This window comes from Pseudomonas sihuiensis, assembly GCF_900106015.1.
GTDB lineage: Bacteria > Pseudomonadota > Gammaproteobacteria > Pseudomonadales > Pseudomonadaceae > Aquipseudomonas > Aquipseudomonas sihuiensis.
The window spans coordinates 5,062,767-5,082,557 of record NZ_LT629797.1; the positions used below are offsets into that span (position 1 = coordinate 5,062,767).

At 61.9% G+C, this 19,791-nt stretch carries 16 protein-coding genes; 7 read left to right on the forward strand and 9 right to left on the reverse strand.

The genetic code is table 11. The features are described 5' to 3' along the window. The first annotated feature begins 194 nt into the window (after positions 1-194). From BLT86_RS23630 to BLT86_RS23645, 4 genes are all read left to right on the forward strand, one after another. Entirely contained in the window at positions 195-1,358 is a 1,164-nt protein-coding gene (locus tag BLT86_RS23630) for a type III PLP-dependent enzyme (protein WP_017678861.1), read from the forward strand. Positions 1,359-1,645: 287 nt separating this feature from the next. Then, on the forward strand, positions 1,646-3,940 hold the full coding sequence (locus BLT86_RS23635) for a TonB-dependent receptor (protein ID WP_092379994.1): 2,295 nt from the start codon (positions 1,646-1,648) through the stop codon (positions 3,938-3,940). 135 nt (positions 3,941-4,075) lie between these two features. Then, positions 4,076-4,744 (forward strand): Fe2+-dependent dioxygenase, encoded by a 669-nt coding sequence (locus tag BLT86_RS23640; protein WP_011920963.1) that lies wholly within the window; start codon positions 4,076-4,078, stop codon positions 4,742-4,744. Between the two features lie 57 nt (positions 4,745-4,801). After that, positions 4,802-5,914: an alpha-hydroxy acid oxidase gene (locus tag BLT86_RS23645; protein WP_197676083.1), complete on the forward strand. Its 1,113-nt coding sequence runs from the start codon at positions 4,802-4,804 to the stop codon at positions 5,912-5,914. A gap of 186 nt (positions 5,915-6,100) precedes the next feature. On the opposite strand, the gene BLT86_RS23650 is transcribed toward BLT86_RS23645, so the two are convergent. Then, the gene (locus tag BLT86_RS23650) at positions 6,101-8,347 is read right to left on the reverse strand and encodes a TonB-dependent receptor domain-containing protein (protein WP_092379996.1); all 2,247 of its coding nucleotides are present in this window, start codon (positions 8,345-8,347) and stop codon (positions 6,101-6,103) included. 228 nt (positions 8,348-8,575) lie between these two features. Between BLT86_RS23650 and BLT86_RS23655 the strand changes: the two genes are divergently transcribed. Beyond that, on the forward strand, positions 8,576-9,319 hold the full coding sequence (locus BLT86_RS23655; RefSeq protein ID WP_092379998.1) for a 5-oxoprolinase subunit PxpA: 744 nt from the start codon (positions 8,576-8,578) through the stop codon (positions 9,317-9,319). Between the two features lie 4 nt (positions 9,320-9,323). Here BLT86_RS23655 and BLT86_RS23660 read toward each other — a convergent pair whose 3' ends face one another. Next, the gene (locus BLT86_RS23660; protein WP_092380000.1) at positions 9,324-9,614 is read right to left on the reverse strand and encodes a DUF2218 domain-containing protein; all 291 of its coding nucleotides are present in this window, start codon (positions 9,612-9,614) and stop codon (positions 9,324-9,326) included. A 63-nt stretch (positions 9,615-9,677) separates the two neighbouring features. Beyond that, positions 9,678-10,319, reverse strand: a complete 642-nt coding sequence (locus BLT86_RS23665; protein ID WP_092380002.1) for an NAD(P)-dependent oxidoreductase — start codon at positions 10,317-10,319, stop codon at positions 9,678-9,680. Positions 10,320-10,419: 100 nt separating this feature from the next. On the opposite strand from BLT86_RS23665, the gene BLT86_RS23670 reads away from it, so the two are divergent. After that, positions 10,420-11,307: a LysR family transcriptional regulator gene (locus tag BLT86_RS23670; protein WP_021488027.1), complete on the forward strand. Its 888-nt coding sequence runs from the start codon at positions 10,420-10,422 to the stop codon at positions 11,305-11,307. Between the two features lie 87 nt (positions 11,308-11,394). Then, on the forward strand, positions 11,395-12,282 hold the full coding sequence (locus BLT86_RS23675) for a PA4780 family RIO1-like protein kinase (RefSeq protein ID WP_017678870.1): 888 nt from the start codon (positions 11,395-11,397) through the stop codon (positions 12,280-12,282). Positions 12,283-12,434: 152 nt separating this feature from the next. Here BLT86_RS23675 and cueR read toward each other — a convergent pair whose 3' ends face one another. From cueR to BLT86_RS23710, 6 genes are all read right to left on the reverse strand, one after another. Further along, the gene (gene cueR / locus BLT86_RS23680; protein ID WP_092380004.1) at positions 12,435-12,866 is read right to left on the reverse strand and encodes a Cu(I)-responsive transcriptional regulator; all 432 of its coding nucleotides are present in this window, start codon (positions 12,864-12,866) and stop codon (positions 12,435-12,437) included. 148 nt (positions 12,867-13,014) lie between these two features. Continuing rightward, the gene (locus tag BLT86_RS23685; protein ID WP_017678872.1) at positions 13,015-14,769 is read right to left on the reverse strand and encodes a lipase family protein; all 1,755 of its coding nucleotides are present in this window, start codon (positions 14,767-14,769) and stop codon (positions 13,015-13,017) included. A 414-nt stretch (positions 14,770-15,183) separates the two neighbouring features. After that, positions 15,184-15,930 carry a hypothetical protein gene (locus BLT86_RS23695; protein WP_092380006.1) on the reverse strand — a complete coding sequence of 249 codons (747 nt, stop codon included), beginning with the start codon at positions 15,928-15,930 and terminating at the stop codon, positions 15,184-15,186. 7 nt (positions 15,931-15,937) lie between these two features. Continuing rightward, positions 15,938-16,681 (reverse strand): hypothetical protein, encoded by a 744-nt coding sequence (locus tag BLT86_RS23700; RefSeq protein ID WP_017678875.1) that lies wholly within the window; start codon positions 16,679-16,681, stop codon positions 15,938-15,940. A gap of 2 nt (positions 16,682-16,683) precedes the next feature. Next, positions 16,684-17,553 (reverse strand): DUF4123 domain-containing protein, encoded by an 870-nt coding sequence (locus BLT86_RS23705; protein ID WP_017678876.1) that lies wholly within the window; start codon positions 17,551-17,553, stop codon positions 16,684-16,686. A gap of 58 nt (positions 17,554-17,611) precedes the next feature. Continuing rightward, positions 17,612-19,696: a type VI secretion system Vgr family protein gene (locus BLT86_RS23710; protein WP_092380008.1), complete on the reverse strand. Its 2,085-nt coding sequence runs from the start codon at positions 19,694-19,696 to the stop codon at positions 17,612-17,614. Positions 19,697-19,791: the final 95 nt, after the last annotated feature.

A 19,791-nucleotide genomic window follows, 5' to 3' on the forward strand; every position in this document is an offset into this window, starting at 1 on the left:
GTTGCCGGCCGGCGAATGGTCGGTACCGGTGATGCTCGGCGACATGCCTTGGGAAGTAGGCGAACCAAAGTGGGGAAACTGTCAGACGTTCAGGCCAGCGTTTAGCGCGGCCACCCCCGACACGTGGCGGAACCTGTAAGCGGTTCTGCTGCCCGAATCAATGTGTTCCCGGTTTTGCCATTGGAGTCCCCAGCATGTCGATCAAGGTCGAAGACTACTACGCACCCGCCACTTTCCAGCGCATGAAGGCGTTCGCCGATCAGCACGAAACCCCGTTCGTGGTGATCGACCGGCAGATCATTGCCGATGCCTACGATCAACTGGGCAACTGCTTCCCGTTCGCCAAGATCTACTACGCGGTCAAGGCCAACCCGGCCACCGAGATTATCGAGCTGCTGCGTGACAAGGGCTCGAGCTTCGACATCGCCTCGATCTACGAGCTGGACAAGGTGATGGCCACCGGCGTTGGCCCGGAGCGCATCAGCTATGGCAACACCATCAAGAAGTCCCGTGATATTCGCTACTTCTTCGACAAGGGCGTGCGCCTGTTCGCCACCGACTCCGAAGCCGATCTGCGCAACATCGCCAAGGCCGCGCCGGGTTCGAAGATTTACGTGCGCATCCTCACCGAAGGCTCGACCAGTGCCGACTGGCCACTGAGCCGCAAGTTCGGCTGCCAGCCGGACATGGCCCTGGACCTGCTGATCCTGGCCAAGCAACTGGGTCTGGTGCCTTACGGCATTTCCTTCCACGTAGGCAGCCAGCAGCGCGATATCGATGTCTGGGACGCCGCCATCGCCAAGGTCAAGGTGATCTTTGAGCGTCTGAAGGAAGAGGACGGCATCACCCTGCAGATGATCAACATGGGCGGCGGCTTCCCGGCCAACTACATCCAGCGCACCAATGACCTGGAAACCTACGCCGAAGAAATCACCCGCTTCCTCAAGGAAGACTTCGGTGACGAGCTGCCGGAAATCATCCTCGAGCCGGGCCGCTCGCTGATCGCCAACGCCGGCGTGCTGGTCTCCGAAGTGGTGCTGGTGGCGCGCAAGTCGCGTACTGCGGTCGAGCGCTGGGTGTATGCCGATGTGGGCAAGTTCAGCGGTCTGATCGAAACCATGGACGAAGCCATCAAGTTCCCCATCTGGACCGAGAAGAAGGGCGAGATGGAAGAGGTGGTGATCGCCGGCCCGACCTGCGATAGCGCCGACATCATGTACGAGAACTACAAGTACGGCCTGCCGCTCAACCTGGCCAGCGGCGACCGCCTGTACTGGCTGTCCACGGGTGCCTACACCACCAGCTACAGCGCCGTGGAGTTCAACGGCTTCCCGCCGCTGAAGTCCTATTACTTGTGACACCGCCGCGTAGGTTGCGCCTGCCCGCTAGTAGCGGTGCGCATGGCGCACCCTACGGCTGATGTCACGGCTGCTCGATCAACGCCCACCTTGTGTGGGCGTTGTCATTTCTGCCGGCCAGAGCCGGTTAATTCCGGTTGTTCAGCGTTCTAGAGCGGTCCGCTAGATGGAGCGAAAGGGCGCAGACAATTTTGTTACAAATAAGTTTCCTGTAAATCATTCGTAAAGATTGATTACGATTGAATCTCAAATACTATCGCGCGCAGTTTTCATCTGGAGTGATTCTCGTGAGCGATAAACATAACAAGCGTGCACCCTTTCCCCAGCGGCATCTGCTGGCCTCGGCCGTCAGCCTGGCCCTGCTGTCCGGCTTTGCCGTGGCGAAGGAGTCAGCAGTCGAACTGGGCGATGTAACCGTCCAGGGGCAGCAGGAGAACGGGCTCAAGGTCGACAAGGCATCCTCGCCGAAACAGACCGCCGCATTGCTCGATACGCCGCAAACGGTCAACGTCATTCCGGAAACCCTGTTCCGTCAGCAGAACGCCCGCACCCTGACCGATGTGCTGAAGAACACCCCCGGCATCAGCTTCAACGCGGGCGAAAACGGCTTTGCCAGCGGCACCAACAACTTCAGCCTGCGCGGTTTCGATACCAGTGGCAGCATTTTCGTCGATGGCGCGCGTGACAACGGTAGCTATACCCGCGACGTGTTCAACGTCGAGCAGGTCGAGGTGTTCAAAGGCCCGGCAGCCGACAATGGCCGCGGTGGCGCCGGTGGCTACGTCAACCAGGTGACCAAGACGCCGACGCTAGAAAGCTTTATCGCCGGTGGCGCCAGCTTCGGCTTCGATCAGTACGACTCCGAGCCGCGCGGCCGTGCCACGCTCGACACCAACCAGATCATCAATGACAGCACCGCGTTGCGCCTCAACCTGTTGGTCGAGGACAGCGGCGTCGCCGGCCGTGAGCATGCCGAGAAGAACAGCTGGGGTTTTGCGCCGTCGCTGGCCTTCGGCCTGGGTACGGAAACTCGCGCCATCGTCGCTTACGAGCATGTCGAGATGAACGATCGCCCGGACTGGGGCGTCTCGGGTGCCTCGGTCAAGGGCATGAAGGGCGACACTCCCTACAATCCGGCGCTCTCCGGGGTCGACCGCGATGAGTTCTACGGCCTCAAATCGGACTTCGACGACACCACCAGCGACGCGCTGCTGGTACGTCTTGAGCACGATATGTCCACCGGCATGACCCTGAGCAACCAGACCCGCTGGGCCCGCGTCGACCGTCAGGCGCGCTACACCGTACCGTTCCAGTATCTGGGCGGTACGCAGCTGCGCACCGATACCCAGTTCTACGATCGGGTCAACACCAGCCTGAGCAACCTGACCAACCTTTCGGCGCAGTTCGCCACCGGCTCGATCAAGCACAACCTTGCGGCCGGTCTCGAACTCACTCGTGAGGAGGCGGAGGCGGGGACCTATGCCGAGGTCAACCCAGGCAACACCAACATCTTCGACCCGGACTGGGAACGCAGCGGGCCGGTCTCCAAGCGTAGCCGTCTGCGTGAGCGCAGCGACGTAAACGTCGATACCGTAGCGCTGTACGTCTACGACACCCTGGAGTTCACGCCGCAGTGGCAACTGACCGGCGGCCTGCGCCTGGAGCAGTACGACGTGGACATTCGCAGCCGTAACGTTCAGACCGGCGCGGCCGTCGGTGCCGATGGCTTCGATGACCGTGAGTTCAGCATCGGCGGCAAGCTCGGTCTGGTCTACAAACCGGCGCAGAACGGCAGTGTCTACGCAGCTTATGGCGTCTCCACCCAGCCCCCAGGCTCTTTCCTGTCCAACCCGGACATTTCGCGGGTAAACGGCCAGGCCTTCCCCGGGTTCGTCGATGGAGCCGATCCGGTGCGTGCGCACAACTACGAGATCGGGACCAAGTGGGACTTCTTCGACAAGCGCCTGTCCACCACCGCGGCGCTGTTCTACACGGAGAAGAAGAAGGTCGCCATCACCGGTCGTGACGTCGGCGAGACCAGCGACAGCCTCAAGGGTTACGGCGAGCAGGTGGTCAAAGGGCTGGAGCTCGGCGCCAGCGGCAAGATCACCGACAACTGGGATGTCTTCGCCGGCATCGTGTTCATGGACAGCGAGCGCAAGCACAGCGCCTACCTGGACGAGGTGCGTCGTCGCGCCAATCCGGGGGACTACGGCACCGCCCAGCGTACCGATGGCGACGAGCTGGCCTTCACGCCCAAGGTTTCCGGCAACCTGTGGACCACCTACCGTCTGCCGGTGGGGCTGACCCTGGGTCTGGGTGCGCAGCATGTCGGTTCGTCCTACCTCGGACGTCCGGATGACGCCAGCCGCATCGTCGCCAATGGTCTGTACGGCAAGCTGTCGAGCTATACCACCTTCGCCGCGATGGCCAGCTACGAGGTCAACCAGAATGTCGACGTGCGCCTGAACATCGACAACCTGACCAACGAGGAATACGCCGTGTCCAGCAACTGGAACGGGCGTCGCGTGATGCTCGGCGATCCACGTACCTTCACCCTGAGCACCAACTTCCACTTCTAAGCACGCTGTGCCCAGACGCCCCGATTGCAATGCAGTCGGGGCGTTTCATTGGGTGGCAGCCGGTCGGACTTCTTTCCGGGTGCGGCTGCCCTTTAGAATTATTCGCAACGGCGCTTGCCCTGGAGAACCCCGAACATGATGCTGAGCATTCCCGACGTGCTGAATGCCGAACAACTGCAGCAGTGCCGCGCGGCGCTCGAGGGCGGCAACTGGCAGGACGGTCGGCTCACCGCCGGGCATCAGGCGGTGAACGTCAAGGCCAATCAGCAGCTGGCCCAGGATGACCCGCTGACGCAGCAACTGGGTGATTTCATCCTGGCCTGCCTGGCCCAGCATCCGCGTTTCATGGCCGCCGCGTTGCCGCTGAAGGTGGTGCCGCCGCGCTTCAATCGCTATGCCGAGGGCGGCACCTATGGCGACCATATCGACAACGCGGTGTTCAGCGTGCCGGGCACGCCGCATCGGATTCGCGCCGACCTCTCGGCCACCCTGTTCTTCAGCGAGCCGGAGGAGTACGAAGGCGGCGAGCTGGTGGTGCAGGACAAACGCATCAAGCTGCCGGCCGGCCATCTGATTCTCTATTCCAGCGGCAGTCTGCATCGGGTCGAGCCGGTGACTCGCGGCGCGCGTCTGGCTTCGTTCTTCTGGGTGCAGAGCCTGGTGCGTCAGGACGAGCAGCGCAGCGTGCTGCTGGAGCTGGACGACAGCATCCAGGCGCTGCGCCAGCAGGTGCCGGACAGCCCCGAGCTGGTACGGCTGACTGGCATCTATCACAACCTGTTGCGGCAGTGGACGCAGACTTGACGCACTTCTACGGCGAAGATGTTTCGCTATGCCCACGCATTGAATGCTGAGATAACCATGCCCTTGCCCAAGCTGCAGCAGATCCCGCCGGCCATCGCCGCCGTCGCCGACTACGAACCCTATGCCCGTGAACGCATGAGTGAGCAGGCCTGGGCTTACCTGGCTGGAGGCGCCGCCGACGAGTTAACCCTGGCCGACAATCGAGCGGCATTCGAGCGCCTGCGCCTGCGCAGCCGGGTGTTGCAGGATCTAAGTGGCGGCAATACGCGTTTGAGCCTGTTCGGTCAGGCGTTCGCTCATCCAATCCTTCTCGCCCCGGTGGCCTATCAGCAACTCGCCCACCCCGAGGGTGAGTTGGCCAGCGTACTCGCGGCTTCTGCGCTGGGGGCCGGCATGGTGGTCAGCACCCAGGCCAGCGTCGAGTTGGAGGCTATCGCGGCGCAGGCGCAGGCACCGCTGTGGTTCCAGCTGTATATCCAGCCTGATCGCGAGTTCACCGCGGCCTTGATCCGCCGTGCAGAAAGCGCCGGCTACCAGGCGCTGGTGCTGACCGTGGACGCCCCCGTCAATGGCGTGCGCAATCGCGAGCAGCGCGCAGGTTTCGCCCTGCCGGCAGGCGTCGAGGCGGTCAATCTGCGCGGAATGCGGCCACTGCAGGCGCAGGCCGAGCCGCACAGCAGCAGTCTGCTGCTGGGTGGCCCGCTGCTGGCCGCGGCGCCGACCTGGGCCGACCTCACCTGGCTGCGTGAGCAGACGCGCTTGCCAATCCTGCTCAAGGGCATCATGAGCGGCGCCGACGCCGAACAGGCGCTGGCGGCGGGGATGGACGGGCTGATCGTCTCCAACCATGGCGGACGCACGCTTGATGGTCTGCCTGCGACCATCGACGTGCTGCCCGAAGTCGCCGCCGCTGTGCAGGGGCGCGTGCCGCTGCTGCTCGATGGCGGTATCCGGCGTGGCAGCGACATCCTCAAGGCGCTGGCGCTGGGCGCGGACGCCGTGCTGGTCGGCAGGCCCTACGTCTTCGCTCTGGCGACCGCCGGTGCGGTCGGGGTAGCGCATGTGCTGCAACTGCTGCGCGCTGAGCTGGAGGTGGCCATGGCTCTGACCGGTTGCGCCGACCTGGCCAGCATCGGGCCGGATGTGATCTGGCGTCCTGCCACTCGCTAGACGAACATTCTTTGGCAGATGGCTTCTACGGCCAATCTTCGCGCCATGTCGAGTTGGCTACGACTTACTGCTCGATGATCTGCCGCTAATGACTGCAGTGGTGTGGTTACCCGCCTGCAAAGACGGCAATTGCTAGAAAACAAAACGCCAGCCCTGGGGCTGGCGTTTTGCGTTGTGGGGTGACAGTCAGAATTCGACTACTGCCGACAACCACAGGCGCCGACCTTCTTCCATTACGCCGGTGGTGGACTGGGTGCTCTGGATATAGTCCGTACCATAAGCCGTACCGTTGGCTACGCCACCACCAACGCCCGCGTTGTTTGGAGTGCTGTAGGTGCTGTAGGCCTTGCCTTTGACGAAGTCCTTGTCCAGCAAGTTGTAGATTGCCGCATTGAGCGTCACGTTTTCCGAGGCTTTGAACGAGCCGCCGAGGTGGAGCAGGGTATAGGCCTTGGTGTTCTTGCCCAAGGTGTCATAGATCGACTGATTGGTTGAGTAACTTCCGTTGGTGTTGGCCAGGTTCTCGTACCTCGAGGTAAAGCGAGCACGTTCACCACGGTATTCACTCTTGAGCCAGAGGTTGAGGCGATCAGTGGTCTGCCAGGCGAGCTTGGCATTGGCCAGGTGTTCGGGAGTATTGGTCAGCGGTTCGCCTTTGTTGTCGCCGCTTTTCTGTTCGCTGTCGGTGTAGGTGTAATTACCCGAAAGTGTCCAGGCTGGCGCGAAGTTCCAACTGGCAGCGAGTTCCAGGCCTTGGGTGACCGCTTCGTCGATGTTTATCTGCTGTGAGCAGGTGCCAGCCGGGAGACCACCACTTGCTGCGTTACCACTGCACAGAGGATCGGCGACCGGATCACCGGTGGCGATCTTGTCCTTGAATTTGTTGTGGAACAGCGTGGCGTTGGCATTGAAGCCGGACAGGCTGTCGAAGTAGACGCCAAATTCGGTGCTGGTGGTCGTCTCAGGCTTCAGGTTTGGGTTGCCGATGGTGACGACCTGTCCCTGGCTGGTGACACCGTTGATGCCGCCATGCAGGTCGTTCAGATCCGGAGTCTTGTACCCCCGGCTGATGCCTCCTTTGAGTGTCCAGCTGTCAGTTGTATTCCACACCAGATAGGCGCGCGGGCTCACGTGGCCGCCGAAGGCTTCGTGGTCGTCATAACGAGCCCCCAACGTCAGGGCCAGATCATCACGCAGGCGCCATTCATCTTCGGCGAAGAGTGCCCAGGTTTTTTGCTCGAACTCGTCCAGTGCGATGCCGTCCGTCATTTCGGCTTTCCACCACTGACCGCCGAGGGTGGCAATGTGCGACTCACCTATTGGTGCTACGAGTTTGCTGTCGAAAACCAGGTTGGTTGTCTCCAGATCGCGATCATCACCAATCAGCGTGCCTGGGATGCCGGAGCTATTGCCGATAACGTTACCTGGAATGGTACGGCCGATGGTTTCGGTGCGGTTGTGCATCAGGCTGGAATCCAGAGTGCCGAAGTCCAGACGCGCGGTGTGGGTCAGGGCGATCTGCTCGCGTTCGAAACGTAACTCGTCGGCATAACCATTGGCGGTGGTGGCATTGGCAGTGCAGTCGCGGTTCAAGCCATCGAGACTGCCGAGCTGGCACTCATCGTTGTTGTACTTCTGGCGGCCGCGTTCAATATCCAGGCCGAAGTCGTGATTCTCGTGCGGAGTTAGAGTCAGGCGTGCTCCCAGATTGTTGGTACGGCCATCGACTGGAGAGGGGCCGCGCTTGCTGATATCCACGCCGTTGCCGTAGCTCAGGTCGGACTCTTCACGATTGAACAGGCTACCCCGTACCTGCAGGCCGAGCAGGTCGTCGATCAGCGGGCCGCTCGCGTAGATGCTGGTGTTGCGGGTATCACCGAAGTCGCGATTTTCCTGGTAGGTGTAATCCTGGGTCAAAGAGCCGGACCACTCCTTGCCGACCTTGCGGGTGATGATGTTGATCACCCCGCCCATGGCATCGGAACCATACAGGGTCGACATCGGCCCGCGAATCACTTCGATACGCTCGATGGCCGACAGCGGCGGCATGAAACTGGTGGAGGTTTCGCCGAAACCGTTGGGGGTGACGTTACCGGCTGCGTTCTGCCGGCGGCCGTCGATAAGGATCAGAGTGTACTGACTGGGCATGCCACGGATGCTGATGTTCAGCCCGCCAGTCTTGCCGGTGCCCTGACGCACGTCGATGCCTTCGACATCCTCAAGTGCCTCGGCGAGATTGCTGAAACTTTTCTGCTGCAACTCCTCGCGGCTGATCACGCTGATGCTGGCGGGGGCTTCGGTGATCTTCTGTTCGAAGCCGGAAGCGCTGACGACCACATCGCCCAGGGCGATGGGCTCGTTGGCCTGGGCACCGAAGCTGGCAGCCAACGCAATGGCGCTAGCCAAGGCGGTACGGGAACTGAGGGCGGACATCTATCTACTCCTGGCGTAAGAGAGTGCAGGCGGAACGGTTTGCGAACGGCCGGGATGATAGTGATTTGCATATAAGGTTCAATTGCGGATGATATCTGCGACCGGTGAGTTCGGCTGGAGGTGCCGTGGCGACTGGGTTGTAGCCAGGTGTAAATTTTGTAAATGCGATAAGTTCTCGAATGCGCGTATGGCTTTGCGGATGCTGCTCCGGCGCTCTAAGCTGCGGACATGAACCGTATTCTTCTCAATTGCGACATGGGCGAAGGCTTCGGTGCCTGGCGTATGGGCGACGATGCGCTTGCCATGCCGCTGATCGATCAGGCCAACCTCGCCTGCGGCTTCCATGCCGGTGATCCGCTAATCATGGCGCGTAGCGTCGAGTTGGCTTTAGCGCAGGGCGTGAGTATCGGCGCGCATCCTTCCTATCCGGATCTGCAGGGTTTCGGCCGCCGCCATCTGCAATGCTCGGCCGAAGAGGTGCGGGCGCTGGTGCTGTATCAGATCGGCGCGCTGGATGCCTTCTGCCGCGCCGCCGGTGGCCAGTTGGCCTACGTCAAGCCGCACGGCGCGCTGTACAACGATCTGGTGCGTGACGATGCGCTGCTGATGGCGGTGCTCGATGCCTGCCACTGCTACCGCAAGGGCCTGCCGTTGATGGTGCTGGCGCTGGCCGACAACGACCGGGAGCTGCGCCTGGCCGACGAGGCGGATGTGCCGTTGATGTTCGAAGCCTTCGCCGACCGCGCCTACCTCTCGGATGGGCAGCTTGCGCCACGCCGGCTCAGTGGCGCGGTACATCAGGATCCCGAACGCATTCTCGCCCAGGCGCTGGCCATCGCCCGTGGCGAGCCCTTTGCCGACATAGATGGCAAGCCGCTGCGGCTGCGCGCCGACAGCCTGTGCGTCCACGGCGACAATCCAGAGTCGCTGGCGGTTTTGCGCCGCTTGCGCGCCCGTCTGGACGCGCTGTGAGGGATCAGTTGGGCTGCCAGTCCAGAGTCAGCTCATCCCGCCAGGCAAAGCGTTCGAAGTGACTGCCGACGACGCCTTCCAGGCGTTGCAGGTCTTCGCTGTTGGCGCTTTCCACCTGTAGACGCAAGCCCTGGTTTTCTGCCTTCAAGGTCGCCACACCAGCGCCGAACTCGATGCGGCCCTGCTGCTCGTCGAAGTTGACCGGAATCTTGTGCGCGAAATGCTTGCACAGCCGGCTGATATAGCGCGCCGGGGTATCGGTTGCGACGAAGGCACTGCTGCTGAATAGGGTCATGCAAAATCCTCTTGGGCTGTGTCTTTCCTGGTGGCTGCCGTATTGCGACAGCGCGGCGTGGTTTCAGTACGCCAGGGTAAAGCGTTGGCGAATGTGCTGCGGCTGCTCGACTTCGTCCAGCAGTGCTACGGCCAGGTCGGCCACCGAAATGCTGCCCGGCTCATTACCGTTCATCAGCAACTCGTCCCGGCCCAGGCGGAACTTGCCGGTACGTGGGCCTGGAACGAGCAGTGCGGCTGGCGAGAGAAAGGTCCACTCCAGATCCTGTTCGCCGCGCAGGATTTCCAGCGTCTGGCGCGCACCTTCGGCGCCTTCCTTGTACTCGGCAGGAAAGTCCGGTGTATCGATCAATTGCACGTTGGGGGCGACGTACAGGCTGCCGGCACCACCGACCACCAGCAGACGTTTGACGCCTGCCTGCTTGCTCGCCTCGATGATCGAGCGGCTGCCGGCGATGAACTGCTCGCGAATCTCCGCCACGCCCCAGCCTGGGTTGAAGGCGCTGATTACCGCGTCGTGGCCGTGCAACTGCCGGGTCAGTGCTGCGCTGTCGTGAACGTCCGCCTCAACGACGGTGAGTTGCGGGTGTGCGTTCAGCTTTTGTGGCTGGCGTACCAGTGCGGTGACCTGATGACCGCGACTCAGTGCCTCTTGCAGCAGCGGCGCGCCGACATAACCAGTGGCACCGATCAGTGCGATTCTCATTGGGGTAATCTCCAATAGTGACGATGAACACATGATCGCTGCTGGATAAACCCCGGAAAAAGTGGCCTGATGCACATGGATAGTTAAGCAGGGCTTCATAATGGAACAGCTCAAGCGCATGGCGTTGTTCGCCACCGTGGTGCAGAAGGGCTCGATGGTCGCGGCTGCCGAAGCCATGGGCATGACGGCTTCGGCGGTCAGCCAGCAGATACGTCGACTGGAGGAGGCCACTGGTGTGACGCTGCTGCACCGCACCACACGCAAGCTGACCCTTAGCGAGGCGGGTGCGCAGTTCTATGAAAGCTGCCGACAGATAGTCGAGCTGGCCGAGCAAGCGGAGCAGCGCCTGGCCGAGCAGCGTGATGCGCCAGTGGGCGAGTTGCGTGTCGCCGCCCCGGTCGGGTTTTCCGGGCCACTGCTGAGCGAAGCGCTGGCGCCGTTGCTCAGTGCTCATCCGGGGTTGAGCCTGAGCCTGTTCTTTCACGATGAACAGATCGACCTGATCGAGTCGCGCATTGATCTCGCCATCCGTGTCGGCCGCCAGGAGGACTCCAGCCTGGTGGCCCGTTACGTGACCGATTGGCGCATGATCCTGTGCGCCGCTCCGGCCTACCTGGCACGCGTCGGTTTACCAATCGAACCGTCGCAATTGCTCAAGCTCGACTGGATCGGCCTGCATCTGGAACGCAGCCAGCACCTGACCTTGCTTGGCCCCGGTGGAGTGCAGCAGCGCCTGCGGCTGGAGACGCGCATCAGCTGCAACAACATCCTGGCCGCACGCCAATTCACCCTGGCGGGAATGGGCGTGTCGCTGCAGCCGGAGCCGGAAGTCCGTGAACTGCTGGCTCGCGGCGAGCTGTTGCCGCTGCTGCCGGATTGGCAACTCGAGCCTATCGGCCTGCATATCGTCACGCCACGGCGCGATGCGCAACCGGCCAAAGTGCGCTATGCCATCGAGGCGCTCAGGCGTCATCTGGTCAGTGCATGATGATCAATAGTCGGCATACGCCTCTGGCTATGCGAGGATGGCGCCATAATCATTTTCTCCGTCAGAAAGGACCCGTGATCCACACCGATGAAGACGCCCAAACGTATTGAACCCCTGGTCGAGGATGGCCTGGTGGATGAGGTGCTGCGACCACTGATGAGTGGCAAGGAAGCAGCGGTCTATGTGGTGAGGTGTGGCGACGAGCTGCGCTGCGCCAAGGTCTACAAGGAAGCCAACAAACGCAGCTTCCGCCAGGCATCCGAATATCAGGAAGGTCGCAAGGTGCGTGGCAGTCGCCAGGCGCGGGCCATGGCCAAGGGCAGCAAGTACGGGCGCAAGGAGCAGGAGCAGGCCTGGCAGAATGCCGAGGTCGCCGCGCTGTTCCGCCTGGCCAATGCCGGTGTGAGGGTGCCCAAGCCCTACGACTTTCTCGACGGCGTGCTGCTGATGGAACTGGTGGGCGACGGCGAGGGCGATGTTGCGCCGCGTCTCAATGACGTCGACCTGCACCCGGACGACGCCCGTGAATTTCACGCCTTCATGATCCAGGAGATCGTCAAGATGCTCTGCGCCGGCCTGGTGCACGGCGACTTGTCGGAGTTCAACGTGCTGCTCGGCCCTGAGGGCCCGGTGATCATCGATCTGCCGCAAGCCGTGGATGCCGCCGCCAATAACCATGCGTTCAGCATGCTCGAGCGCGATGTGCGCAACATGGCCGAGTACTTCGGCCAGTTTGCCCCGGAGCTCAAGTACACCAAGTACGCCAAGGAAATGTGGGCGCTGTACGAAGCTGGCAAACTGCTGCCCGATACGGCGTTGACCGGCGAGTTCGCTGAGCCCGAGGACGCTGCCGACATCGACGCGGTGATGCGCGAGATCAAGGCCGCGCTGGCCGAGGAAGCGAAGAAGCAGGCCCTGCTCAACGCCGAAGACGAACCCAAGGACGCCGAGCCGATACCGCCCTGGATGCGCTGATAAAGCTTTTGCCGGGCTCTGCTCCGTAGGGTGCGCCGTGCGCACATCCTCACGCTGCGCCCGGTGCCATGGGAGGGGCTTTAGAACTGGCGGTGCCACTGACGTAGGGCGGGTGTAACCCGCCGTTGTCGGTCTGGCGGGTTTCACCCGCCCTACAGCTGACGGTGCGACGAACATCCCGCCGCGCCGCAACTCACTCCTTCCTCCAGGCCCTGCAGAATCGGACAATCCGGCCGGCTATCGCCCTGGCAACTGTTCGCCAGCTCCACCAGCGTATCGCGCAAGGCGCTCATCTCGGCGATCTTGCGTGAAAGCGTGGCGATATGCTCCTCGGCCAGCGCCTTCACATTGGCACTGGCGCGCTGCTTGTCCTGCCACAGTGCCAGCAGCTTGCCGACTTCTTCCAGAGAAAACCCTAGATCCCGCGCCCGCTTGATAAAGGCCAGGCGGTGCAGGTCCGATGCACTGTACTGCCGATAACCACTCTCCGACCGCCCGGCATGGGGCAGCAGGTCGATGGACTCGTAGTAGCGAATCATCTTGGCACTGAGGCCGGTGTGTTTGGCGGCTTGGCCGATGTTCATGGTTGATTTCGCATCGAATGGAATGACGGGGAAGTATCTCAGAAATATCCAAGGGTCTTCCCCTCCGGCGGAGTAGTCAGTCGTACCATTTCACTGCTGCGGTCTACCTCTTTTTCGCGCCTGACCTCAGGAGAGATGAGCAAACCGGTCATGCGTACTGGCGAGCTGGAGGGCTGGAAATTTTGGCCAGCTGTTCTGCCTCTCGGTTCTCATCCAGGGAGCGCCATTGAGCTACCAGCTCATGCAGATCCTCTCTCTCGATCAAGTCGCCAAAAACGTCTTGGGCGGTCAGCGGTCGTTCTGCCTGGTTTAGCAGGCGCATCTTGGCACGCTCCAGTGCTTCACGCTGTTGCCGGCCCAGGGTTCGCGCCAGGGTGATGCCCTCGTTATACATCTGCCTCAGCTGCAGATCGGATTTGTTGTAGAAGCGCGTGTCGTGACGCTTTCTGATTTCATGGCGGAATTCGACGAAGCTGCGTGGTTGCCAGCTAGCCAATTGTTCTTCGGCACGCTGAATCAGGTTGTGGATGTCCTGAATCTCGGCGGGAGAGAACAGCGCACCTTCGCGATTTTCCACGCCGGCATGCCAGCGCAGCAGGGTGGTGAGCATGGCGCGGCTGTAACCGCCGTCGCTGGAGTGTTCCGCGGCGGAGAATGCCTGGTTCACCAGCGACATGCGCTTTGGCATGTCGCCCTGCAGATCGACGGCTCCGGTATAGCTTGCACAGGCCCGCTCATCGAGAATTGCGCAGCCGGGTTGCCAGAGAATGGCTGTCTCGCTTCCGGCCCCCGGTTTGCGCGGCACGAAGTGGCGTTGCTCGCCGTGGTGCTCGTAAGGGTCGCCCTTCAAATTGAGCAGGCCACCCAACAGCAGTGCGATACCCAGCAGCGGAGAGCTGAACAGCGCCACGGTGCCTGCACTGGCCAATTTCCACTCGGCGTCCATCCAGGTGAAGGGCACGGCGGGCACCGGGTCGTTATGGTTGACCAAGCGATGATGCGGCAGGGCTGCGGCGGCCTGGACGAAGGCGCGGTCGCCTGCGCGAGGGGCGCCGAAGGTGTAGAGCTGGATATTCTGAGACCAGTTCGTTCTTAGCCACTCAGCTAAAAGCAGAGCGATGGCTCCGCCAAGACTGTGTCCGCAAACGATTACGGTCTGTTCATCCGTATAGAACGCCTCCATATAGCGCTCGACGAATACCTTGGCCGCCTGGAAGGCGCCGTAAAACCCCCGGTGAGCCTGGCCGACCCCTTCGGCGTAGGGCACCTGGCGGGCATCCAGGTCGCGCAGGATATCCGGGGTTTCCTGGGTGCCGCGTACCGAGATCAGCAGCACCTTGTCGTTGTGGGTGATGAAGGCCTGCGTCTCGGTCTTCTCGTCATAGAGAAAGTGCACGTCCTCCGGGTTGTTCCAGCCATTTTCCGCTTCGGCCTTGTAGCGTTCGGGGTCGTGGGGCATGACCTCCAGGCGCTTGGAGTAGGGTACTTCCTCGCAGAGCAGGTGGTAGCTGGCGGTATTGAAAAGCGTGGGCCTGGCCAGGCGTGCAAGCTGCTCGCGCAGTACATGGCCGATGCTGCCCTGGAGGGTATAGGGCGGGGCTGTCGACACATAGCGCTCCTTCGGCTGCTTGGCCTTGCCGAAGGGGGCGTAGACGAAGGTGCTCATCACCGCCAGGTGATAGGCGTTCAGCGCGCAGAAGGCCTTGTCGTGCGACAGCAGCGGGCTGTAGGCGCGCAGCGCCTTGACTTCGAGCAGGTGGTGCAGGTTGGGCGCCAGTGCCACGCCGGTGCGTTCGGCGGCCAGGCCAGCGTTCTGCTTGAGCACGGTGGATGGGCGTGGCCACCAGTCACTGTCGGCATCCGGCAGATGCTCCTTGGCCTCGACGAAGTCCCTGACCTCCACCCTCAGAAAACGGGCGTTTTCCCGTGTCGCGCGTCCCTCCGCCAGGTAGGTTTTGCTATCGGGGTTGCGAGGGCCGGATGGGGAATGTTCGGCGGCGACTTGTAGGGCTGTCAGAGGGAGTTGAAAGGATTTTCGGTCAAGAAAATGTTCGTACCATTTGTCACCGCCACGATAGTCAGTCAGAAGAGAAAGAACCGATGGGCCGCAGTAGATATTTTCAACACGCGCATATCCATCCTCGTCCAAGGCTCCTTCGTACTGTTGACCTTGGCTGTCATGCAGCATGTAGGGCAGGCCGGCATAAGGGTTTCCTTCGCCATGTTCGTCGACCAGCCGGAAACTGACCCAATTTCCCCGTAGGGGGCAATCCAGCATTTCCACCCTGTTCGTTTTAGTCGAGTCATTCATCCCTGATCACTCCGTGCAGTTGGGGTAGACGGTGCATTCCTGCCCGTTCATCTGGAAGGTTTTGAACGCAGGTGGGTTCTGGCAGCGATCAGATGATTCCGTTCCCTGGCATGGGCGCCAACCTGCATCGGTCTTGATCCAACGCCTATCATAAGAGGGCTCTTCCTCCGGGTTTTCCCGAAAGTTCAGGCGAACCGTCTTACCTGGCAGCTCATCGGCTACCAGATAGGCGCCTGCACCTTTGCAGCTCAGGAGCTTGCTGATTTGACCTTGTCTGGAATGAGCTTTGCTGAGCTGAAACAGCCATGTGCACTCGGCCTGCTTGGTCAGGGTACCATCGGCTTCGAAGCTCGGCGCCCCCAGTGGGAGAGTTTCTACCAGCGTCAGGCCGCCGTTGTCGTAGGTACGCTGCCAGTCCTTGTCGCCATAGCGACCATGGATAAACAGCCCGACCCGCCCCAGGCGCATCTCGCAGAGTCCATCGCGATAACTGACGGGGATGTTGAAGCGGTACTGCTGCGGTGTGCTCTGGAAATCGCTCTCGAAGGAACGAGCCTGGCTGCGGCCATTGCAGTTATTGGCCACGTCGTAGTGGGCCTGGGCCTTCAAGGCGAAATCGGCCGGCAGTTCCCCCTCCAGGGTGAAACGCTCGCCGGTAAGCGGCGCGAGCGAGCTGCAGGCACTCAGTGACAGCCCCAGCAGCGGCAGCCCCAGCAGCGGCAGCCATAACACATGGATAATGGGCTTGTTCATCCCTGATTCACTCCGTGCAGTTGGGGTAGACGGTGCATTCCTGCCCGTTCATCTGGAAGGTTCGAAACTGTGGTGGTTCTGTACAGAGTTCTTCGAATTGTGTGCCCCAACGTCCGGTACAGGGTTTCCAGCCTGACGGGGTCTTGATCCAGTAGCCCCGCATGTAAGGGCGTTCTTCTCCAGTCATTTGGAAATCTAGGCGAACCGTCTTACCTGGCAGTTCATCGGCTACCAGATAGGCGCCTGCACCTTTACAGTTAAGGAGCTTGCTAATTTGACCTTGCCTGGAATGAGCTTTGCTGAGCTGAAACAGCCATGTGCACTCGGCCTGTTTGGTCACGGTGCCATCGGCTCCGAAGCTCGGCGCTCCCGGTGGCAGGGTTTCTACCAGCGTCAGGCCGCCGTTGTCGTAGGTACGCTGCCAGTCCTTGTCGCCATAGCGACCATGGATAAACAGCCCGACCCGCCCCAGGCGCATTGCGCAGAGTCCGTCGCGGTAGCTGACGGGGATATTGAAACGATATTGCTGCGGTGTGCTCTGGAAATCACTCTCGAAGGAACGGGCCTGGCTGCGGCCATTGCAATTATTGGCCACGTCGTAATGGGCCTGGGCTTTTAGGGCGAAATCGGCCGGCAGTTCGCCCTCCAAGGTGAAACGCTCGCCGGTAAGCGGCGCGAGCGAGCTGCAGGCGCTGAGGGCGAAGGGCAGTGTGCCGATAAGCAGCCAGGTGGGGTTGCCGTGCCGCATCATGGTCAGGCCTCCGCGGAATCGATCAGGCTTTGGCAGCGGATGAAGTGCTGCTCGGGCGTTTCCCCCTCCCGTGCCGGCCAGGCCGGGTGCGACGCCAGTTCGGGAGTCAGTTGGTGGCGAATGAGGAAACGTACCTGCTCGGGGGATTGCCATTGCCAGTTTTTGGCCTTGGCCAGTTGCCCGTCCAGCCAGTCGTCCAGCGGTTCTGAGTCCGCCAGCCGAGCGGTGTCGGTCGCATGTCGTTGCCAGAGCCATTGCAGCAGGTTGTGACGCACGATCCGCTCGGCGACGGGTTGCCGTTCGGCGATCTCCTGCCATGGGGTCGGAAATGGCCGCAGGCAGGGGCCGGGAGCGGGATTGTCGAAACTGCTCCAGGCTGCTCCATCCCAGCACAGGGCACTGGTAAGAGGGCCCAGGAGCAGGGAGATATCCTCGGGCGGCAAGTGAGCCAGGTGGTGCGCTATCACCCGGTTGTCCTGCAGGCGGTACAGTGCACGCTGGCCGTCGTTTTCGATCAGCATACGTTCCCGCCAGTGCTGGGTGAGCAGCTCCCGGTCGAAGCGCTCGACGCTGGCCAGCCAGCCCCAGTTGCGCTGAGGATTGGCCAGCAGGTCGTCGATGAAGTCCGACTCGCCATCGGGCAGACGTGCCAGCCAGGGGGCGACCGGCGCCAGGTCGGCGAATTCCGTACCCAGGTAGAGGTTGAGATGATCCTGCGCCAGGCCAGCGCCGAATAGTGCCACGACCGGATCTGGCTCGGCGAGAGGGTCGAGGACGATCAGCAGGTCGCGCTGCAGGGAAAACTGCCCTGTTATCCACTCGCGAGCCTGATTCGATGAGGCGTCGAGTTGGAGGTCGTCATGCCGTTTCATGCGAACCTCCATATGAATAGCGTTTTGCATTGCCGGGCGTCGGTCTTGATGGCGGCGATCATGGGCGGGAATCCCTGGCCGGAGCCGGTAGGTCGCATATGCCCTCGCGGCAGGCTTCGCAGATCGGGCAGCGGCTGGCGCCCAGTTCCCGGGCCTGGCGCGCGATCTGCAGCTGTACGTTGGCCAGCGCCCGTTCAGGCTTGGCGCCGGCCTTGTCCTGATCGGCTGCCCACGGAATCACCGGCATCAAAATCTTTAATCCCGTTCCACTACCCGGCCCTCCCCCCGAATTCATCTTGATCGTCGCCCCGCTCAGGGTCACGCCGCTCGGGTCAAGCTTGAGGAAGCTGCCGCCGCCTGCGGCGGTGAGCTCCATGCCGGCGTCGATCACCACCTTGCTGCCGGCGTTGTAGTGAATCTCGTTGCCGGCTTCGATGAACAGGCCGGTGCCAATCTTGTTGTGCTGGGTGACGGCGACGGTGAGGTGGTCGTTGGCGCGCACTTCCACCTTGCGGTCGAGGTCGGTGGTACGGTGTTCTTCGGCCTGAAGTTCGGTGTAGCTGTTGGCTTCGACCGTATCGTGGCGCTCGTTGCCGACGCGGATCTTCTGGTTGTTTTCGATGTTTTCGTCCCAGTCACGCTGGGCGTGGATGTAGATCTGCTCGGCGCCCTTGCGGTCTTCGATGCGAAATTCGTTGTAACCGCCACCGCCCGGGCTGCTCAGGGTCTTGAAGACGCTGCGGGTCTTGTTCGCCGGCAGGTCGTAGGGCACCACGTGCTCGGCGTGATACAGGCAGCCGGTGATCAGCGGCTGGTCGGGGTCGCCTTCGAGGAAGGTGACCAGCACTTCCATACCCACGCGCGGAATGGCCACACCGCCATAGGCGTCGCCGGCCCAGTTGGAGGCCACGCGCAGCCAGCAGCTGGTGGTGTCGTCACCCTGGCCTTCGCGGTCCCAGTGGAACTGCACTTTCACCCGGCCGTATTGGTCGCAGTGGATTTCCTCGCCAGCCGGGCCGGTGACCACGGCGGTCTGGCTGCCCAATACCTGGGGTTTGCGATGTTCGAGCGCGGGGCGGTAGGGGATGTCCCAGGGCGTGGCGGTAAAGCGGTTGCGGTAGCCCTGCTGGAACCCGTCGCCAGGCTTGGTGTTGCTGGTCACCGACTCTTCCAGCACCTGTGGCTGCTTGCCTTCATGGATGACTTCATTGAGTAGCCAGAGGTCGTTCCACTGCTGGCGCGGGTGGCCGGCGAGGGCGAGGAAGTGGCCGCTGATCAGGTAGGCGTCGCTCTGGCCTTCAGCCAGTTCGTAGTCGCTGCGCAGACGCTCCAGGCTACGTTTGGCCAGGTGCTTGCCGCGTGTGCGGTCGGTGAAGCGACCAGGGTAGTCATAGACCTCCAGTGCCGGGCTGAACTCGCTGCGGTAGTCCGCCTCCATCTGCAGCTTGGGCTGCTCGAAGTCATAGTCGCGCCAGGTGGCGTGGGTGCTGCGGGTTTCCAGGCGCACACCAAAGGCGCGCACCACTTCGTGGTCAGCGGCCAGGCCGCTGCCCTGCTGGTAGTTCAGCGGGGCGAGCTTGGGGAAGACGCTGGCGTCGTCGCCAAACACCAGGCGATGGCTGTCTTCGCTGTGTTGGAAGTGGAAGCTGATGCCTTCTTCCTCGCACAGGCGCTGGATGAAGTGCAGGTCGCTTTCGTCGTACTGCACGCAGTAGTCGCGTTCGGGATAGATATAACCGAGCTGGAATTGATAGGCGTCGCTCTGGATACCATGGTCTTCGAGGACCTGGCTTATGATCTGTGGCACCGTCAGGTGCTGGAAGATGCGCTGGTTGTAGCGGTGAGCCAGGTAGGCGAGTTGCGGCCGCAGGCTGATGCGGTAGCGGGTCAGGCGTTTGCCGGAGTCGCCTTGCGTGATGGCGTAGACCACGCCATGCACGCCTTTACCGGAGGGGCCGAAGGCCAGGTAGGCGGTCTGATTGATCAGCGCGTCGAGGTCGAGACTGGCGTTCTGGCTGATCAGTTCGATATCGAAGCGGTAGGGCTTGTTAAGCGTTTCGCGCCCCTCGAAGCTCAAAACCTGCAGGTCATTTTCGACCGCGGCAATGGTGAGGGTGATATGCGCCTGGTTGGCATCCAGCATGCCGTGGCCTCCATCCGTGAGTTGGGCGAGGCCTGAAGGGTGCCGGACAGCGCGCGTCGGTTCAATGATGGCATTCCCATACCATGCGCCGGTTC

Coding starts and splice junctions, on each gene's coding strand:
- BLT86_RS23630 (WP_017678861.1), top strand. CDS start 195: ATGTCGATCAAGGTCGAAGACTACTACGCACCCGCCACTTTCCAGCGC.
- BLT86_RS23640 (WP_011920963.1), top strand. CDS start 4,076: ATGATGCTGAGCATTCCCGACGTGCTGAATGCCGAACAACTGCAGCAG.
- BLT86_RS23645 (WP_197676083.1), top strand. CDS start 4,802: ATGCCCTTGCCCAAGCTGCAGCAGATCCCGCCGGCCATCGCCGCCGTC.
- BLT86_RS23650 (WP_092379996.1), bottom strand. CDS start 8,347: ATGTCCGCCCTCAGTTCCCGTACCGCCTTGGCTAGCGCCATTGCGTTG.
- BLT86_RS23655 (WP_092379998.1), top strand. CDS start 8,576: ATGAACCGTATTCTTCTCAATTGCGACATGGGCGAAGGCTTCGGTGCC.
- BLT86_RS23660 (WP_092380000.1), bottom strand. CDS start 9,614: ATGACCCTATTCAGCAGCAGTGCCTTCGTCGCAACCGATACCCCGGCG.
- BLT86_RS23665 (WP_092380002.1), bottom strand. CDS start 10,319: ATGAGAATCGCACTGATCGGTGCCACTGGTTATGTCGGCGCGCCGCTG.
- BLT86_RS23670 (WP_021488027.1), top strand. CDS start 10,420: ATGGAACAGCTCAAGCGCATGGCGTTGTTCGCCACCGTGGTGCAGAAG.
- BLT86_RS23675 (WP_017678870.1), top strand. CDS start 11,395: ATGAAGACGCCCAAACGTATTGAACCCCTGGTCGAGGATGGCCTGGTG.
- cueR (WP_092380004.1), bottom strand. CDS start 12,866: ATGAACATCGGCCAAGCCGCCAAACACACCGGCCTCAGTGCCAAGATG.
- BLT86_RS23695 (WP_092380006.1), bottom strand. CDS start 15,930: ATGAACAAGCCCATTATCCATGTGTTATGGCTGCCGCTGCTGGGGCTG.
- BLT86_RS23700 (WP_017678875.1), bottom strand. CDS start 16,681: ATGATGCGGCACGGCAACCCCACCTGGCTGCTTATCGGCACACTGCCC.
- BLT86_RS23705 (WP_017678876.1), bottom strand. CDS start 17,553: ATGAAACGGCATGACGACCTCCAACTCGACGCCTCATCGAATCAGGCT.
- BLT86_RS23710 (WP_092380008.1), bottom strand. CDS start 19,696: ATGCTGGATGCCAACCAGGCGCATATCACCCTCACCATTGCCGCGGTC.